The sequence below is a fragment of the Enterococcus sp. AZ177 genome, assembly GCF_050544585.1.
Classification (GTDB): Bacteria; Bacillota; Bacilli; order Lactobacillales; family Enterococcaceae; genus Enterococcus_L; species Enterococcus_L plantarum.
This window is the reverse complement of record NZ_CP172944.1, coordinates 55,096-73,329: the sequence shown is the minus strand read 5'-3', so window position 1 is coordinate 73,329 and position 18,234 is coordinate 55,096. Positions and strand designations below refer to the sequence as shown.

At 34.9% G+C, this 18,234-nt stretch carries 13 protein-coding genes and 1 pseudogene; 2 read left to right on the top strand and 12 right to left on the bottom strand.

Annotated elements, in window-relative coordinates; all coding sequences use genetic code 11:
• Nucleotides 1-1,072: 1,072 nt before the first annotated feature.
• Both IGJ34_RS00340 and IGJ34_RS00335 read left to right on the top strand, forming a co-directional pair.
• On the top strand, nucleotides 1,073-1,165 hold the full coding sequence (locus tag IGJ34_RS00340; RefSeq protein WP_254907342.1) for a type I toxin-antitoxin system Fst family toxin: 93 nt from the start codon (nucleotides 1,073-1,075) through the stop codon (nucleotides 1,163-1,165).
• A gap of 610 nt (nucleotides 1,166-1,775) precedes the next feature.
• Nucleotides 1,776-3,560: a MucBP domain-containing protein gene (locus IGJ34_RS00335; RefSeq protein WP_430597859.1), complete on the top strand. Its 1,785-nt coding sequence runs from the start codon at nucleotides 1,776-1,778 to the stop codon at nucleotides 3,558-3,560.
• 116 nt (nucleotides 3,561-3,676) lie between these two features.
• On the opposite strand, the gene IGJ34_RS00330 is transcribed toward IGJ34_RS00335, so the two are convergent.
• The 12 genes and pseudogenes from IGJ34_RS00330 to IGJ34_RS00275 all read right to left on the bottom strand — a co-directional run bounded on the left by IGJ34_RS00330 (nucleotide 3,677) and on the right by IGJ34_RS00275 (nucleotide 18,174).
• Nucleotides 3,677-4,954 (bottom strand): ISL3 family transposase, encoded by a 1,278-nt coding sequence (locus IGJ34_RS00330; protein ID WP_430597858.1) that lies wholly within the window; start codon nucleotides 4,952-4,954, stop codon nucleotides 3,677-3,679.
• A gap of 247 nt (nucleotides 4,955-5,201) precedes the next feature.
• Nucleotides 5,202-5,903 (bottom strand): signal peptidase I, encoded by a 702-nt coding sequence (lepB, locus tag IGJ34_RS00325; protein WP_430597857.1) that lies wholly within the window; start codon nucleotides 5,901-5,903, stop codon nucleotides 5,202-5,204.
• Nucleotides 5,904-5,918: 15 nt separating this feature from the next.
• On the bottom strand, nucleotides 5,919-6,587 hold the full coding sequence (locus IGJ34_RS00320; protein WP_430597856.1) for a hypothetical protein: 669 nt from the start codon (nucleotides 6,585-6,587) through the stop codon (nucleotides 5,919-5,921).
• 22 nt (nucleotides 6,588-6,609) lie between these two features.
• Nucleotides 6,610-7,758, bottom strand: coding sequence for a DUF916 and DUF3324 domain-containing protein (locus IGJ34_RS00315; RefSeq protein ID WP_430597855.1), 1,149 nt, complete (start codon nucleotides 7,756-7,758; stop codon nucleotides 6,610-6,612).
• 83 nt (nucleotides 7,759-7,841) lie between these two features.
• Entirely contained in the window at nucleotides 7,842-8,660 is an 819-nt protein-coding gene (locus IGJ34_RS00310) for a WxL domain-containing protein (RefSeq protein ID WP_206836520.1), read from the bottom strand.
• Nucleotides 8,661-8,695: 35 nt separating this feature from the next.
• Entirely contained in the window at nucleotides 8,696-9,505 is an 810-nt protein-coding gene (locus IGJ34_RS00305; RefSeq protein ID WP_206836523.1) for a WxL domain-containing protein, read from the bottom strand.
• Entirely contained in the window at nucleotides 9,502-9,825 is a 324-nt protein-coding gene (locus tag IGJ34_RS00300; RefSeq protein WP_206836526.1) for an LPXTG cell wall anchor domain-containing protein, read from the bottom strand. Before IGJ34_RS00300 ends, IGJ34_RS00305 begins: the two co-directional genes overlap by 4 nt.
• Nucleotides 9,826-9,839: 14 nt before the next feature.
• Nucleotides 9,840-12,266, bottom strand: coding sequence for a WxL domain-containing protein (locus IGJ34_RS00295; protein ID WP_430597854.1), 2,427 nt, complete (start codon nucleotides 12,264-12,266; stop codon nucleotides 9,840-9,842).
• A 200-nt stretch (nucleotides 12,267-12,466) separates the two neighbouring features.
• Nucleotides 12,467-13,132 carry a winged helix-turn-helix domain-containing protein gene (locus IGJ34_RS00290; protein ID WP_206836533.1) on the bottom strand — a complete coding sequence of 222 codons (666 nt, stop codon included), beginning with the start codon at nucleotides 13,130-13,132 and terminating at the stop codon, nucleotides 12,467-12,469.
• 298 nt (nucleotides 13,133-13,430) lie between these two features.
• Nucleotides 13,431-14,546, bottom strand: coding sequence for a tyrosine-type recombinase/integrase (locus IGJ34_RS00285; protein WP_430597853.1), 1,116 nt, complete (start codon nucleotides 14,544-14,546; stop codon nucleotides 13,431-13,433).
• 597 nt (nucleotides 14,547-15,143) lie between these two features.
• Nucleotides 15,144-16,055, bottom strand: coding sequence for a bifunctional helix-turn-helix transcriptional regulator/GNAT family N-acetyltransferase (locus IGJ34_RS00280; RefSeq protein WP_430597852.1), 912 nt, complete (start codon nucleotides 16,053-16,055; stop codon nucleotides 15,144-15,146).
• Nucleotides 16,056-16,597: 542 nt separating this feature from the next.
• Nucleotides 16,598-18,174, bottom strand: a pseudogene (locus tag IGJ34_RS00275) (IS1182 family transposase).
• Nucleotides 18,175-18,234: the final 60 nt, after the last annotated feature.

Sequence of the window (18,234 nt, the reverse complement as noted above, 5' to 3'; positions counted from 1 at the left end):
AAGCAAATTGAGATAAATGTGATAACCAAGAAAACAACTGAAAAGACTTTTGATCTTTTTTTAAAAACTACACAATTCATATAATCGCTCATTTTAATTATTTATTAATCTAATTTTAATCTCATCAATAAAATAAGTCAAAGACTTTACTTATTTTATTTTCATAAATGTAATCTTTGATACTATCTACAAAAATACATTGATCTTCCAAAGGTTACTTATAAATAACCTCTGGAATGTCTGATTTATCAACATTTCCCATCTGATAGGTAATCAATAACGGCAAAAGCTGATTAAGTAGGGGCTTATCTAATGTTTTTGGTATAAGTACTTGATTGAACAAAAAGGATAGAGAAGGCCTCTGTCCTAAATTTATATTTTGAGCAACTCTATTGAACACCAAAGAATCTTACAACAGCAGCGTTCACAAAATGATCAATTGCCTATACTACTCTATTGAGAATACTTAATTGCAGCAATAATTTCCTTTCTAAATAAAAATTTTTGCCAAGCTCTCTTTCTTACTATAGACTTAAGAAGAGGTCATAGCCATTTCTATGATTCTCTACAATCATCAGGTCGATCCTTAAGGATCGGCTTTTTTATTTATCAAACAGTCCTTCAAAAGAAATTATTTCCGTCATACAAGAAACCCCATCGCTGAAAGGGCCAACGATGAGGTATTCTGCCTTTAAAGTCAGACTTTTAGTCTATACTCTTAGTATACATTGATTTTGTTCAAATAAACATCATTTACTATTTTCTATTTGGTCATTTTTTTCAATGATAAACGAATACAACGCTATTTTTTCATCTCATACATAGATAGCTATAGTATGACTAGTGTCTCTCTTTCAATGTTTTTTCTTTATATACTAACTTACAAAAATTGTCAATTATTATAAGTATACTTACAATAGAATAACGAGACCCTTTGTAACGTAGCGTTGGTGTGTCGTTTTCACATGTCCTTTTTTGTAAAAAAATACAGATTTTCAACTTAATTTCTGATACACTGAAAGTGGTCGCTTTCCTCTTCAGCGATACAATCGCAGAAGGGGGGTGTATTCTTGTGATCTTGTTATATTCAACGTTGATTGCTCCTATTGTTGTAGGGATAGTTTTAGCGCTATTCAAACACTGGCTTGACAAACGGAGCAAATAAAGCGACTGAGAGCCTAAAAGAACCCCACCATTTAGCGGATGGTGGGGTTGGGTGTATCTCATAATCTGTTATATTCTAATTTATGATACATCTAAAACTTTATTTTGTCAAACTTCTAACACTATGCTGATTATTCTTTGATCTCATGCATGCTTCTACCAATCATTTTTAAGAAGCCGAACTATTTTGAGCTTCAGGAATTTTTACCGTTCGCCTTTAAAAAAATTATCATGGAAGATCCACAGCTGCTACCGGAGAATTTTCTTCTATTTTACGAACGTTGGTTTTAGGTGATGGAAAGATTGATATGATTAGTAAGTGGCGAAAAGTGATTTTGCGCAGAGGCAGCGAAATCACTTATATATATATGTGACTGGTCAGCATTTGCGTAATTAGATGATTACCAAAAACAGTTTTTTGATATAACAGTAAGGTGTCAATTTCCTTTTTGAATTGCGGGATTTTTAACTCGATAAATGGCGAAAAAAACAACTTATTTACCCCCCCCTTTTTTTAATTTAATTTTATATAACAGACGAAATTATTATAAATAATTGTATTATATGATATATTATATTATGTATATTCTTAATCAGAAAGGTTGAAATGAATGCGAAAATTTTCAAGTATCTTCTTAATCATTTTTTTGTTATTAAGTCATAATATTCAAGCCTCAGCAGGTGAATTGGAGCTGAAAGAGGAAAAAAGTCAAATATCTGCTGAACCTACAATGGAAACATCAAATTCCATAGAGAGTTCTAATGATATACAAGAATTTAGTGAGAACGAAGATAAAAATTATTTGTATACTTCAAAAAATGATCAATCTTCAAATGAACATATTAATGATGAATTGCCTTCGTCAGAGGAAGTTGATGGACGGTTTAATAATAATTCTTTAAAAGAAACAGATAAATCTGTTCGTAAATTGGGTGGTGTTACTGGGAGATGGTTTGTTATAAATGGACAAACTATGTTTTTCAATCCTACACTAAATATAGTGAAAGACAGTATTGCCCCAATTATATTTTCTAAAATAATCTCTCAAAACTCAGGTTCAAGTACAAATTTTTCTGAGACAATTTTATTTTCAGATAATATAGCTATACAGTCTTTACCTGAAATAACAGTTCCTACTAATACTACATATACTATTGAATATTCTGTTGATAAATCAATTTTTGATAGTGTACCTCCTACTGATATAACTCAATTAAAAGGAATAAGAGTGGTATTTTCTAAAATGATATCTTCAGAACGTGTTGAAATAAAGAATACAGCCACGATTGATTGGGAAAATACTAACTCAGGAATAAATGAACTAGCACAATTTTTTGAAGATGACCGTCTAAATGGTACAGTCTTTTTTGACAGTTATCGTATGGTTACAGCAACTTATATAGATGAGTTTGGTAATAACCTAATAGACCCAAAGGTATTTTATGGCGAGTTAGGGCAGGAATACATAACTTCTGAAATAGAAATTCCCAATTACAGATTAATATCCATGCCAAAAAATGCAACAGGTAAATTTTCAGATAAAGACCAAATTGTAACCTACATATATGAAAGAATAGAGGGAGCACCTGTTACTGTTGATTACATTGATACTGAAGGCAATGAGTTGGCTCCGAGTGAAACACTGACTGATAAAGCTGGTTTACCATATGAAACAGCTGCTAAGAACATTCCAAATTGGAAACTAACGGAGATGCCAGCGAACGCAAAAGGTACTTTTAGCGAAGAAGCGCAGACTGTTTTGTATGTGTATGATCGAGCAGAAGCAACTCCCGTAACTGTTGATTACATTGATACTGAAGGCAATGAGTTGGCTCCAAGTGAAATCTTGACTGGTAAAATAGGTTTATCTTATGAGTCAGCTGCTAAGAATATTCCTAGTTGGAAATTAACGAAAATACCAACGAACGCAAAAGGTACTTTTAGCGAAGAAGCGCAAACTGTTTTGTATGTGTATGATCGAGCAGAGGCAACTCCCGTAACTGTTCAGTATCAGGATATTGAAGGCAATGAGTTGGCTCCGAGTGAAATCTTGACTGGTAAAATAGGTTTATCCTATGAGTCAGTTGCTAAGAATATTTCTGGCTGGAAATTAATTGAGACACCAAAGAATGCAAAGGGTATTTTTGACGAAAAAGCACAAACAGTTTTATATGAGTACAAGAAAGATCAAGGAAAAGAATCTATAAAAACGCCTAATGAACATTTTTCAAATAAAAATAGATTATCTGAAAATTCCAGTAGTCTATCAGCTTCGCCTAAAAATATTAGATCTCAATTACCACTTGCAGGAGAAAGATTAACTCCTCTATTGAGTACAGTAGGGGGTATAGGGTTAGTAATACTGTCGATTTTTATTTTTTATAGAAGAAAGTAAAGGATATAATGGTTGCCCATATAAAAATAAGGGTTCTACGTCAAATTATGTTGGTGAACAAAAAACTGAATAGAAATCAAAGTCTGGTAAGGATAGAACATTCTTATCAGGCTTTTTTATTGTTGTGAAAAAATAAGACCTTGAATAATATAAATACGTGAACGAAAATGATAAAAGTTTCGATAGCCATAGGCTATCCGTTTGATTACCTTAAGTTTATTGTTTAAGCCTTCAGTAATACCATTAGAATAAGGGAAGCGAAACGAATTCTTAATGCCTTCTTTATATTTGTTAAAGAAGAGTAATTTCTTTTTGAACCAGTGTGGTAGCTGATTATCTAGCTGTTGAAGATACTCAAAAAAGAGCGTATGTTCTCGATGAGAAAAAGCATATTTTAAATATTGAACCGTATCATAGCCTGTTCGTAGGACATCATCATAGTGCAACAGTTCATCGACAATATCTTGTTGACTTAATGGCCGTTTAAATAAGGGCTGATAAGCTCGACAGTTTATATCTAATTTATCGGAATCTTTCAATAGTAGCTTCCAATAGCGTTTTAAACGACGGTATTGTTTTGGTTCAGAACTTTTCAAACGGTTCATCGTTTGAATTCGCAGTTGGTTCAACGTACGATTCATTTGTTGGACGATATGAAAGCGATCCGTCACTAATTGAGCATTCGGAAAAACCGTTCGAAGAAGTTGATGGTAACTAGCGTTCATATCGGTTACGAGATACGCTACATGTAGCCGAGCTTCACGTGTAAAGCGCATGAAATGAGCGGTCAATTTGTATAGTCGTCTATCTTCCAGCACTTCTAACAACTGATTCCGTTCTCCATCCACACAAATAAAGCTCATACTTCCTTGGCAAGATTTCATGGATTTAAATTCATCGATACATAGAATTTTAGGGAGGAAGTTCCAGTTTGTTCGATAATTTTTTGATAGTCTCTCCATCATTCTAAGGACTGTTATGTCTGAAACAAAGTGTTTTTGAGCAATCATTTTTCTTGAAACATTCTTTTTCAAGTCAAGCATAATTTGGTATTGAAGCTGTTTAGATAAGTGATGATGTTCTTCAATCAGCTCTGTATGAGCGTGGAAAGTAGCACCACATTCATGACAAAGAAAACGTGTCCGTTTTAGTTCTAATAGAGTGAAGCGCTCATTAAAAACAGGCAATTGAGCTGTTGTTGTATGACTGCCATTTTTGATGATTTGTCCATGATTGAGGCGCCCACATTTCTCGCAATGAGTAGGTGAATAGGTCAGCTTGGCTTTAATCACTTGAGCTTGCACTCCTTTTACTGGTCTTTGTTCCAACCAATTTTCTTCAAACCGGAGGTTTTTGTCTGTAATTCCGAGCAATAATCTGGTATTCTTATCCATAGGGAACAACCTTTCTGATGATTTGTGGTTTTTGTCGATTTCATTTTATCAGTTAGTTGTTCCTTTTTTGTATTTAAATGCTCAAAAAAGTGCTGGTAGAAAATCTTTTTTGATTTCCACCAACACAATATATTGTAGAGCCAAAATAAGCACGAAGGGTTAATATCTTTAGTGTTTATTTTTTCTACACTTTTCCCTATGATTTTCAACTATATAGTGATCAAAAAGTTTAAATAACTTTTCAATTTTAAAATGCTTTGATTTCATTGAACGGAAACAGTTGCGTGGTCACCTTACCCAGGATGCGATTTTTTGCAATCAATCCGTAATGTCGGCTATCTGTCGCATACGGGCGGTTATCTCCTAATACAAAATAAAATCCCTCTGGAATAACGACTGGCTGTTGCTCAAAGTCTTCTGTATAGTCACGGCCGTTTTTTTGACTTTCATTGATTTCATCTACCAAAAATTTTTCGTCCACTGGCTGCTCATTCACAAACAACGTATCTTGCGTATATCGGATCGTCTCTCCTGGTAATCCGATGATTCGTCGAATCTGCGGGTCTCCATCACCAACAGTATATGCAGCTAAATCAAATCTGCGTAACATGCTGTTTTTTTGAATCAGTACCTTGTCTCCTTCACGCAACGTCGGAACCATGCTATAGCCACGGACCGCAATGAGGTCGACAAAGAAAACAATCAACCCCATGGCTATTATACTGCCCAAAATCAAGGCTACAAAAAATTCTTTTATCAGCCACTTGTGTTTTCGACACTTTTTTTTAGATATACTCTTCTTCTTTGGGTGACTGCGTTTTTTCCCATTAGATGGTCTATCGGTGTGGCTTCTAAATTTGATTGTTCTCTTTTTTTTAGGTGTTGGTCGTTGCGTTCTTTTTTTGTGCAGTGTCAGTTCTCGTGCGTAGGATGTCGGTCGTTTTTTCATCGTTTCTCACTCCATTTATTTCTCTTGTGAGAAGGCAGACTCATCCACATTATAATAAGCGAATGCTGCTTTTTCATACGTCTCTACCTTTTTGATGTCTTCTAAAAAATCGTTGACAACAGCGGCATTGCCATAAAAATTTTTGGTTTGAGTACTGGTATTCATCCCTAATTGTTTGACGGCATTATAATAGCGATTCAATGTCAACTGCCCTTCTTGTGAATTAGACGTACTTGCCGTTTTCGATCCGTAACTTGCCATTGCGGTAGCAAGATACCGAATATTTTTTTGCATTTTTTCTTCGTCATCGCCCTTTTCTTTAGCAATCGTAATCTGTTGTTCAAAATCCCGCAATAGATAGTACCCTTTAACCACAGAATCTGAGTCATCTGTGGTCAGATTCATTGATTGATAGTAGGAAAGATAACCAGATGCTCCACCAAATAAAACAGTCATTACCAATAGAATAAGACAATTCCGAAGACTTCGTTTCCTCTTATTTGTCAGTTGTTGACGTTTGCGCGCGATAATACGTCGTTTTTTCTTATTTTTTATTCGTTTAACTGGTAGTCGGCGAATCTGTTGCCATGTTCGTAAGACCTGTACCAAAAAATAGGCGGATCCTAGGAGTGCAACGATCGTTAGTGCGATACCTGTAACGAAAATCCAATCTACGATAGACACTCTCTTCAGCTCCTATACTCCATTAATTTTTTGGCTTCCTTCGTTTGTTGCTTGTTGATTCAGTTACTTGTGTTTTCTTTTTTTTGCGTGCTTTTTTCGCTATATCCTCTTTGGTTTGTTTCTTTTTTCGAAGAAAACGTAGAAAAAGAAAGACTAGAATAATAAAAAATAGGAAGGCTACTACTATTAGTAAAATCAATTTCCAGTCTAATCCTTTTTCTTGAACCAAACCTACATCTCGTTCATTAAATTTGTTGGCATCTTCGTCTTTGATTTTAAAGTCTTCTTTCCATGCCCATTTTTTTTCTCCTGAAGTAACGAGGATGTCAGCTTCATAATCTCCTGGAACCATGCGCTCTCCATTCATACTGACAGGAAAATCAATAAATGAATTTGGCGCCATCCGCATCGCTGTTTGTTTGCGTTCGTATAAAACCGTCCCCTTTCCTTTTTCTGTAATTTGTACTTCAACAGTCATATCATTTAAATACGTAGCTGTCACATTAGAAAAATTGATAAAAATGGCATTACGATAATTGCTTTGGCCAGCTTTGACATTATTTAGAGACAAATCTGGAACTATCTCTGTCTCTGTTTCTTGTAAAACCATCCCAATAACATAGGCATATTGATTGATGATTTTTGAGCCTCCACCGTCTGTTGTGGCGTCTGTTTGTCCAGCACGCATCAACTGAATACCTCCGGCTATGACGCCATCATAGCCGGTTTCGGGCATAGCCACCGTCAACTCTAAGTTTTTGGTTTCTCCTGGTGCTAGTTCGACAGATTCTGGTGCTTTTACCAAATCTGTAAAGTCAAATTTTAACGATGGGTCATTTTTGATCGTAGACTCTCCATATTCAATGACACCATTTTGATTGGTCTTTGCTCCATTGACTTTCACCTCAATAGTCACTTTTTCATTACTGGGATTACTTAACGCAATCGCTAATTTTTGATGCTGTCCTGGCGTCATTTTTAATTGATAATAGCCTAATTCTTTGTCTACTTGATTGTCCGGGAACGTAATATTGTACGTAAAACCTGTTGCACCTGCCGGGTTCTTATCCGCAGCATAATTAGGAACTGGTTTTAAAAAGAAGACGCCGACAACCATAAAACTCAATAAGATACTCATCCATTGTTTTGTAGAAACTATATGTGTTTTCATAACCAACCTCGTTTATTTTAGATTTTTTCTATGTACGCAGAGCAACAAGTAAACTTGTTGCTCTACTAAACTAAAAATTTAGTTTATTCTCCTGGTGTTGCTGGATTTTCTTCAGCAGCAGGTGCTGCAGTAATTTTCCATGTCACTGTTGCTGTGTAATCTGTTACTGCCATATTTGATGCTGTTGCTGCTGGTACAGTCAATTTCACTGAATTCGCATCCGTGCCTTTCGTACCTGTAGGTGAGTCTTCACTTTGACCAAATTCCATTATGAAACGACCTTTTCCTTCTTTTTGATCTTTACTTGCCGTTACAATTGTTTTTGCATCATTTGCAGCTTCTGTTAATTGGAAAGCTGTTTGTGCGCTTGATGGGATTGGATTTGTATTATCGCTTTGTGCTGCAATCATTCCATTGCTGAAGTCGATAGTTGATCCTGTTAATACATTTGTTCCAGTGCTATCTTTAAACTGACTTGATAATTGAGCCGTTACTGTATATCCGTAAGTACCTCCTGCACGAACGTCTGCCCATTGTACATAAGCACCACGTACTTTCGCACCAGTTTCAAAACTCATTGGTTTCGCAAAACTTGTCACAGCGTTTGCTGATGTTTTAATTGTTCCAAAATCTAAATTTGTTGTTTTTTCAATTACTAAAGAACCAGTATCTGGATTTGTATTTTCTCCTGGAGAGTCTGGATCAGGTGTTGGTAATGTTTGATCTGGATTTTCTGGATCGATCGTTCCTTGATCACCACCACCGGCAGTTCCTTCTTCCACAGTTACATTTCCTGTTGAATCCAATTCTGTTGGTGCAGCAGACACTGGGGATGCAGTTCCTACTACTGTTACTCCTAAAATTGCTACTAATGTTGTTGCACAAAGACTTCTTGCTTTCATATTGTTGTTCCTCCTAATTGTTTGTGTGTGATTTATTAAGGCAACTTGGCTAGTATCCAAGTTATCTCCGTTTGGTATTCGACCGGATGAATAACGGTCGTTTCTGGTACAGTTAAAGTGATTGCTGAATTACTATAGACTGGTTTGTTATATGTGTGGTCTATCACTGGTTTGCCTGATGCATCTACTACAGGAGTTAAGGTGTGAGGCTGATCATTCGTATTGGTTTGTGATGCCCCAAATGCAATTGTCCAGACTCCTTTTCCACTGCCTGCTCGTGCTGTAGCTACTTCATATGCTGAACCAATAGAATTCAACGCAATTGTTTCACGGGTCACCGTCGGTGCTTCGCTGGTGCCGCTGGAATTCGCCCAGCCTTTGTCTAATGACAGGACAGCTCCCTTTAATTCTTGTTCCCCGTTTTCTTGAATGATTGGGTTGGTAAACTGAGTCTCTTGTTTGACTTGCAGCATCCAACCTGAGGAATCTGCCTGTTGATCCGTAATTTGGATATAACTCCCTCTAGGACCTGTTTCTCCAAAAAACTGCTGCGCTAATGCATTGTACTTGCGCGTACCTTTACTAATTTCGCTTTCGCCAAAATCCAGAGCTGATGCATAGTCGATACGCAGTGGCCCTTCCGTAGACGGACCAGGTCCTGGATCAACGGGTATTCCAGGATTTTCAGGGTCGATTGGATTTGTCACGACGCTTCCTTCAACTGAAACAGCGCCAGATTGGTTCAACGACTCAGGTGCTGCATGAGCAGTCAAACCGAGAGTAGTGCTGAAAAGCACGGTAATTATTATGCTGCTGAATAAAAAAGTTTGTTGTGTCACTCTCATTCCTGTTCCTCCTTTCTACGCTTCCGTAAAAAGAGTAAGAGGAGGAATAAGAGGAGCACGCTGCCCAAAATCAAACTGTACGTTCGAATTTGTTCCCCAGTACTAGGAAATTTTCCAATGGGTTTAGTCGGCTTCGCTGTGCTTGGTTCCGTGGAAGCAGAGCTGCTAGGTTCAGTCACTTCTTCATAAAATGAAATCTTGCCTGTCGTACTGACTTGACCACCGGTCCCTTCACTTGCTTGGACAATGGGTCCTGAAATGATTGCGCCCAGCCATAGAAGCAGAGAACAGCCGAACAAGATAATGCGTGAATGGTTCATATTTCTCTCTCCTTTTATGGTTGTCCTGCCATGACCTTCCACGTGATAGTCCCTGTATACGTACCTGTATAGATAGTGTCATCTGAATCAATTTTAAGTTTCACACCATCAGTATTAGCAGTTGTTCCCCAATCATCACTGACAGCATAGCTACCAGAATTTTCAACAGTATTTACATATACTACTTGGGCATCCGAATTTAATATCTTTTCTTCTCCCTTTGTTACATACCGCAGTACATTTACTAATTCTTGATTTTTACCATTTTTCATTGGGGAAGTTAATGTAGCTGTCAAATACCAGCCATCACTTTGGTCTGTTCTTGTATCCGTGACAACAAGTGGTTGAGTATATTTTGGATCGTCTACTTGAACATGCTTTGCCGTATACTCTATCTTTCCAAAATCAAATGACATCGGTACAGATTGTAATATCAGTGATCCTTCAAACTCATAAGATACCTGTTGCTTTTTATCGGTAATCTTGACTTTTGTTTCGTTCAATGGACGACTTATTAATGTATACCCTTTGTCTATAATTGAAGAGATTATTTGATCAATACCATATGTTGCATCTGTCAAATCAATTGTATCTCCTCCAACAGTAGTATTGATTTTTATTGCAGTAGCCAATGGCTCATTTGATGGCGTGACAAAATTAACGGTTAATTCTCCGTTTTCGCCTTGTATAAGAATGGTAACAGTAACTTCTGTTTCAATTCCTTGTTTTGAAGTCAACGTCAACGGTACAGTCACAGTACTTCCAGGTTCTAATGTACTTGTATCTGGTGCTTTCCCGCCTTTATAGGCAATACTCACTGGTTCGTCTAATGGACTACTCGTATCTGTACCGTAGCTTTCTAATAAATCTTCTGGTTGAGCATATACTTCTGTAATTTGTTTTCCCACAGGGATTGTTAGTCCTGTTTTAGGTTGTCCGTATGGCATACCTTCATATTTGATTTGAGATTGACTAGTGGGCTCTACTTTACTGCTGGACAATGTTTTCGTTGTTCCTTTGTAAGTAGATAGCCATTCTGCAGTTGGCGTCTCAACACCCTCTGTGGCAGGTAATAAATCATTCATCCCCATTTCAATATGCATATACCCATCTTCTTTATTGTAGCCATAATCAGCTAACTTAAATTGAGCATTAGGAGTGGCTGTAACCTCAAATAAGTAGGTTTGGTCTACGAAATCTTCTGATGTACTATCTACTGCTGAAAATTCCCATGTTTGATTGTCTACTTTATTTGGTGAACTAAATACGTTTGCTGCTGACGTGCCGTCCTCTTTTTTAGGTTCAACAGATTTAATATCAAATCCCTTTGGCACTTTCAGTCTAATCATATCTTTTTCATCTCTTGCTCCCTGATAGTTCGGTGGGATTTGTTGTTTCACACTAAATAGGAGATTTTTATACTTTGTATCTTCATGAGTTGCATCATTCTTTTCCCCTATAACTTCAGGTGCGATCTGATTATAACGAACAAGGTCACTTTGTTTAAATGGATAATGGTTTATTACTGGACTAGTACTACTAACATTAGTTTGTAAAATCCAAGAATTAGCTACTTTAAATCGAAACTTACTCGTATCCTTAAATTCCATTCCCAAAGAATTAACTGGACTCGTTGAATCTGCTGAACTTGAAGCTGCTGGTGATGTGAATTCATACGTAAGTGGGTTTGTTGAAATAGTTCTTTCCCACACATTTGTATCATTTCTAACGTAAAAATTAGAGAAGTCACTTGTACTTGCTGTGTACTGTCTTGCAAAGTGCATTCTTCCCATAGAGTATATCCCATTAGCAGCTATTTCTTCTCCTGTTTCATGATCAAATAAAGTGACATCTATAGCTACGCCAGTATTGTATCCAGCAACAAACAGCCAAAAGCCCATAAAGGTTGTGCTCATTGTTTTACCATAAAAAGAATTAGTAAATTCGTTATCTTTTTGATCATATCTAGGTGCCCAAAAGGTTATTTGTGCTTGAGTTCCAGCAGGAGTAGCATCCCAGTTTTTATTAGGTATACTATACAGTATGTCTATTTTTTTCCCAAAGTAAGTTCCTGCGTTATTTATCCTAAAGTAGGCATTTGATAATGCACTACTTTTTTCATAGTAATAAGAAGCAGGTGTTGTGAGGCTGCCACGTGAAACTGTCATATTACTATCATATGAAGTCTCTTCATTAAGTTTGAATTGCACTTGTGTTAAATAGTCAATTTCTTTGGGATTATTAGGATCAACAAATGTAAAATTCTCAGCACCAGTCATCGCTGGACTTACTTTTGTGAGTTCTTGATTTTTCCATTGTTGTGAGGTCACATCCACTGGTTCACCAGGAGCATGATTAGATCCTACTATTGCTTCTGCTTTATCAGAATAGAAAATAGTGAAACTTACTAGCATGCTGACAAATAATAAAAAACGTATCATGGATTGTCTTCTATCAAAATTCATTATTAAAATTCACCTCCTTTCCAATTTATGTAAATATTCTATATAAAATTATTTAAATCTAGTAACTATGTTAGATTCAGATAGATACATAATTTTCTTATGCGTCTAAGATAAAAACTAATTAACATTTTGAAAATACTACTTAAAAAATAGAGTAAACGTCATCATTAATTTATTTAACATCCCTTAATTTTTAACATATATCCTTTAGAACGTATTGTTTTTATCTCGAAATCATTACTTCCATTCAGCTTATTTCGTAAACGAAAGACAGAATTCGCTAGCAAAAAAATATTTTCTTTTGGCTGATTTAACCATATTTTTTCCATCAATTCTTCATATAATAACGTTGTGCCACTATGTTCATACAATAATGAAAATAATAAATATTCTTTTTTAGTTAATGCTTGCTCAACACCATTAACTAAAACAGTTTGATTTTTTTCATTAATTACTTGATTCATAGACTGGTCTTCTGGGTTTATACTTGAACGTTCTAAACGATTAAATGTATTATTAACTAAGTGTGTCAAGTAATGCATTTCATCTTTGGTCATCACAACACCGTTGGCACCAAGAGTGAACAAGATATTTTCTTCATAATCAAGCGGAATGGTTGAAAAAACCCAGACAAATACACTAGGTGATTTTTGACAAAGTAATAACCAATCAATCACCAGATTCATTTGCTCTTTTTTATCCATGGAAAGAATTAAACCATCTATCTGGTTCAATTGATCTTTGTTTTCTACTTTGACTACTCGATATGTTTGCGATTCTAATTGCTGTTCCAGTAATTGATGCTTTGATGAATTAATTTCTAGTATGCCTAAAGTTAACATCGTATTTTATTTCCTCCTATCTGTCACAATAACATTTGGAATATATTCTTAAAAAAGGTTATTAAATTATCTTGGAATATTTAATACCACGAGATATCGTAAAATCCATGATAAATCAATAGTTCAAATAGCTAACTGACGATGAATGACGGCGCAAAAAATTGCTTCAATATATTTTTTTCTTAATAAATAGACGAAATCTTACTACTCTTATCAATAAAGGGTAGTAAGATACCGCTTTCATTTTCACTTGCAAAAGAAAGCGGTAATTTTAATAAATAAAAAAACATATGTTATTTTATTTATTTTCCTTCTTTTCTTCCATCTGTTGAATCACTCGTTGACGACTTTCTACTAATGAATCTGTATAAATATCTAATGTTGTTTGTGTTGATGCATGACCTAATAGTTTACTAACAGATGCAATATCCCCATTTGCTTCAATACAACGCGTCGCGAATGTATGTCGTAAATGATGAAAATGAGTAGAGGGAATACCACACAGTTTTCGAATTTTATGAAAATAGTAGGTCAGTAGACGAGGTTCACTAGGTACTGTCTTATTTGAACAAATAAAGACTCCTGGTGCTTTCTTTTTCCACTTTTTCAGATACTTGTACAGGCTGAACGTCATTGGAACTACTCGTATTGATTGATCTGTTTTGGAACTATCTAAGACAAGTTGTGTTTTTGTTTTTGAACCTATCATTGGTAATCGTTGGTAAGTCTTTTTCACATAAATCATTCGATTATTTAGATCAAGATCTTCCCAACGTAAGGCAGAGATTTCTCCTATCCGTAGTCCTGCATTCAATGCTAACAAGACAGGAAGTCCCTTGTATAAAGGTAATGCTTTGGCCTGTTTTTCTAACTTTTGTTGGTCCATTTTGGATAATGCTTTCACTGTTGGTTTCTTCTTCTTTGGTAAACGAATTTGTTGACAAGGCTGTGTAAGAATCAGTTGTTGCTCATGGGCATCTTTCAACGATTTTTTCATGATCTGATACAATACTTGAATCGTACTCGGTTGTAACGTTTGCTCTTGCCAAGTATCAATAATGGTTTGAATCGTTTGCTTCGTTATTTGGTTTATAGCAGTTGAGCCTATGATAGGATAGATATAGCGAGTTAATTTATACAGATACGTACTATAAGTAGAGGGTTTGGTCGTATATTGTTGTTGGTTTAACCATATTCTTCCCCACTCCTCATACGTAAGGGCACATTCTCCTTGAAGTTGAATAAGGGTTTGATACTTTAATTTGAACTCATACAACCGTTCTTTCACTTCACCATACGTTTTACCGTAGATATACCCATACTTTAATTGACCATTATTTTTACGTCCTTTTTTATAACGTCCCTCCCAACGATTGTCTTTTCTCTTATAAATATTTTCGCCTCTTCTAGACATGTAAATCTTCCTTTCTTTTTGACGGCTTATCTGACGGAGCATACATAAAAGCTGGTTTTATCAATTATTTATAGGAAAAATCAAAAAAATGATAAATAAAAACCTTGTATTTATCATATTTAATTTATATACTTAATTAGTAAATTAGAAATCTATATTGAATTACTTGGTATTAAATATTCCAAGAAATAGAGTATTTTCTTCTATTTTGGACAAAGTACAATAATCGTTTGATTGATACATAATAATAAAGACGTATTGCTTATTTACTGTAGTTTGACTTCAACAGAAGTCAAACTACAGTAAATAAGCAATACGTCTTAAATATATTCTAGTAATTCACTTCTGAATTTACTAAAATTTAGTCTTTTGAGTTCAGGTATCTTTGGAACGAAATTTTGTGGTATAGAATCGAAACTGAATGTTTCAAATTTCTCCTGTTACTTTTGACATATATCAGAAGTAGAAAATATAGATTTTGACACACGAATATACACTAGTATTGGCCGTATCAAAAAGTATTAGTAATTGTAAATATATCGAATATCTGTAAAATAGATAGATTATTTAACAAACTATCTATTTTATAAATACTACTTATTTTAAATTCAATTCCCACTTCTCCTCTAAAACAGGAGAGCCCCAGGAATCATTCTGCTGAGTATCGACTATTCTAAATCCATTCTTTTCGTATAAATGCCGTGCTGAGGTAAGGGTACTGAATGTCCATAAGAATACTTCTTTATAGTGATTATCTCTACAGAATTTAATCGCTTTACTAATAAGAGTATTCCCTGCACCAAGCCCTCTTAACGACGAATCAACAAAAAAGAACCTTAGTTGCGCTACATAATTATTTGTATGGGTAATAGCAATACAACCTAATGGTTGTTCATGATTCTCTAAAATATAAATACGGTCTTTTGTTTTATCGAATTGTTTGACTAATTTTTTTACACCATCTTTTACATAAGATTTCCATTCATTAGTGTTTAGTCCATACTCTCTGTCAAAAAGTGTAATTTGATGGGAAATAATAAAATCTATATCTTCACTCACAAAAGGTCGAATAGTAAAAGAGTTCGCTACTTTAGTTAGATGTTTTTTTATAGTGTCCATTGCTATACAAATTTCCTCACATTCTTGAAATCCCAGAGGTGCAAGCATTGTATTAATTTGATTGTTTGATTTATTAATAAGCTCAAGCATGATCTCTTTGCCTTTTTGAGTTAAAGAGATAAACCATGTTCGGTTATCTTCAGAAGATAATTGCTTGGTTACCACCCCATTTTTACTGAATTTAGTAATAATTCGACTCATATAACTTTTATCTATAGATAATCGATGAGATAAGGTATTAGCTGTAGAAATACCTAATTCATAAATTTCAAATAGAATTCTGGCTTCTGTTAAGGAATAATCAGACTCTAATATATTCTGATCTATTAATCCCATAATATTCGTATAAAACCTATTGAAACTCCTAATATCGCTTGTTATTTGGTTCATGTAAATCTTCCCTCCTTATTTTTAGTTGATAAAATCAACTATTTTCATATTAAATAATATGATTAATATTGTCAACTGAAAAAACATATAATATGTCAATTTATTTTTTGTATATTTCTACTATGTTTGACGGAAGTTATTTGAAATAAAAAATAAGCTGATTTATAAATTTTAGATTATTTTTTATAGAGAATACTGATAATTAGTTTCAACTGAAAAGAGACCAAAAACGATTTAAATACTGTCTCTTTTTTAAACTATACAATCCTCTTTATTTTTGCACTTATTTATCACGTAAAAAATAATTTTACTGAAATCGCGTAAATACTCTTACTGTATTTTATTAAAGGTAATCAAGTCAAATTTATTTTTAAAATTGAGCTTAATTATTTATGGGCATCTATTTCTTAATAGTAATAAAAATAGATAAAAGAAACATCGAAAGCTACCAAATAATTAAAGCAAGTAGTATAAATTGAAAAATGAATTATATATATTTAAGACAATTAAAAATTCATAATTGCGACTAATCCGTATTGACCTTAAAGAGCTTGGGACGTAAGTCCCAAGAACCAGAAAATAGAAGACCGAAAATCGTAAAACATGATTTTCGGTCTTCTATTCTTTAGATTATTGGAAGAATCCTCCTTATTTTCTAGCTTACTTAGCCTATATTTCCTTAAATTTACTGCCATTAACGAGAAGCCAATTTCATTGTGCGTCTGCTGTTTCCCTCGAACAGAGAAACGAGTGAAGCCTAAACAAGCCTTCAAATGTCCGAAAGCAGGTTCAACGTCAATTTTTCGTTGGCGATAGAGTTTACCTGTTTCTTCTTCTGAAAGTAGCTGTTGAATCGTTGCTTTAAAGTATTCCCAATTCATATTCTTTTGAATCTCACGATTCTTGTCACTCTTGGCTTTTGTACATTGACTTCGAACAGGACAATTCGAGCAGTCTTCACATTCATACCGTTTTAAATACCGTTTAAAGCCATACTTATCTGTACGAATAGAATAATTCCGAAAATTCATTTTCCGTCCGTTTGGACAAAGAAACGTATCCTCTAATTCTTGGTACGGCCAGTTTGCGGTAAGGAACGGATTTTGTTTAAACTTTTTCTTCTGTTCTTTATGATACATGGCATAAGTGATGAGTGGTGTTCTCTCGTGATCCTCTAAAACCGCTTGATAGTTTTCCTCTCCACCATAGCCAGCATCTGCGACAATATAGTTTGGCAGTTCAAAGAAACGCTCCTTTAAAGTGGTCAAAAAAGGGCGTAATGTTCGTGTATCTGTTGGATTTGAGAAAAGATCGTAGCCTAAAATGTACTGGCTGTTTGTGGCGATTTGAAGATTATAGCCTGCTTTCAACTGACCATTTTTCATGTAATCGTCTTTCATGCGCATAAACGTGGCATCTAGATCCGTTCTAGAGTAACTGTTTCGTTGTCCTAAAATCTGTCTATGTTTTTGATAAGCGAGTTTTCGCTCTTTAAAGTCCTGGAAAAGTTTCCTTAATTTTTTAGGCACTTTTCGTTTAGAACGGATTGATTTGCGGACTCTCGCTCAATTTCTGGAATAATTTGATTTTTTAACAATTCATCATAAAGAAAAGTTGATTTTTCAGTAAGCTGTTTATCAAAGTTATCAATCGATTTTCTCCAAACAAAGGTGTATTTATTGGCGTTGGCTTCAATCTTTGTGCCATCGATAAAAATGGCTTCTTCATCGATTAATTGTTCCTTGACTAATTGGCTACGGAACTGGACGAAGCACTCCCGAAGGAGTGTGTTCATTAGAGGGTTCACCCGAAAACGATTAATGGTTCGATAGCTAGGTTGGTAACTTTGAGTGAGCCACATCATGCGAATACTGTCTTTCGTTAACGCTTCAATCTTACGACCAGAAAACACAGATTGCGTGTAAGCACACAAAATCATTTTCATCATCATTTTCGGATGATAAGAAGCAGGCCCCATTTGATGGTGGAAAGAGAGAAAACGTTCCTCCGGAATACTTTCAACTAATTGATCTATGGCAAACGCACTATCATTTTTTTCTAACTGGAAACTAAAATCTAGAGGAAGAACGACTTGATTTGTGGTATAATTTTTAAACATAAGAACACCTCGCTGACTTATTTGTTTAGTCACTTTTATTTTAGCAAAGGTGTTCTTATT

Excerpts from the sequence above, each read along its gene's own strand:
- IGJ34_RS00300 (WP_206836526.1), bottom strand. The coding sequence starts at position 9,825 with ATGAACCATTCACGCATTATCTTGTTCGGCTGTTCTCTGCTTCTATGG.
- IGJ34_RS00285 (WP_430597853.1), bottom strand. The coding sequence starts at position 14,546 with ATGTCTAGAAGAGGCGAAAATATTTATAAGAGAAAAGACAATCGTTGG.
- IGJ34_RS00305 (WP_206836523.1), bottom strand. The coding sequence starts at position 9,505 with ATGAGAGTGACACAACAAACTTTTTTATTCAGCAGCATAATAATTACC.
- IGJ34_RS00310 (WP_206836520.1), bottom strand. The coding sequence starts at position 8,660 with ATGAAAGCAAGAAGTCTTTGTGCAACAACATTAGTAGCAATTTTAGGA.
- IGJ34_RS00315 (WP_430597855.1), bottom strand. The coding sequence starts at position 7,758 with ATGAAAACACATATAGTTTCTACAAAACAATGGATGAGTATCTTATTG.
- IGJ34_RS00290 (WP_206836533.1), bottom strand. The coding sequence starts at position 13,132 with ATGTTAACTTTAGGCATACTAGAAATTAATTCATCAAAGCATCAATTA.
- IGJ34_RS00335 (WP_430597859.1), top strand. The coding sequence starts at position 1,776 with ATGCGAAAATTTTCAAGTATCTTCTTAATCATTTTTTTGTTATTAAGT.
- IGJ34_RS00295 (WP_430597854.1), bottom strand. The coding sequence starts at position 12,266 with ATGATACGTTTTTTATTATTTGTCAGCATGCTAGTAAGTTTCACTATT.
- IGJ34_RS00330 (WP_430597858.1), bottom strand. The coding sequence starts at position 4,954 with ATGGATAAGAATACCAGATTATTGCTCGGAATTACAGACAAAAACCTC.
- lepB (WP_430597857.1), bottom strand. The coding sequence starts at position 5,903 with ATGAAAAAACGACCGACATCCTACGCACGAGAACTGACACTGCACAAA.
- IGJ34_RS00280 (WP_430597852.1), bottom strand. The coding sequence starts at position 16,055 with ATGAACCAAATAACAAGCGATATTAGGAGTTTCAATAGGTTTTATACG.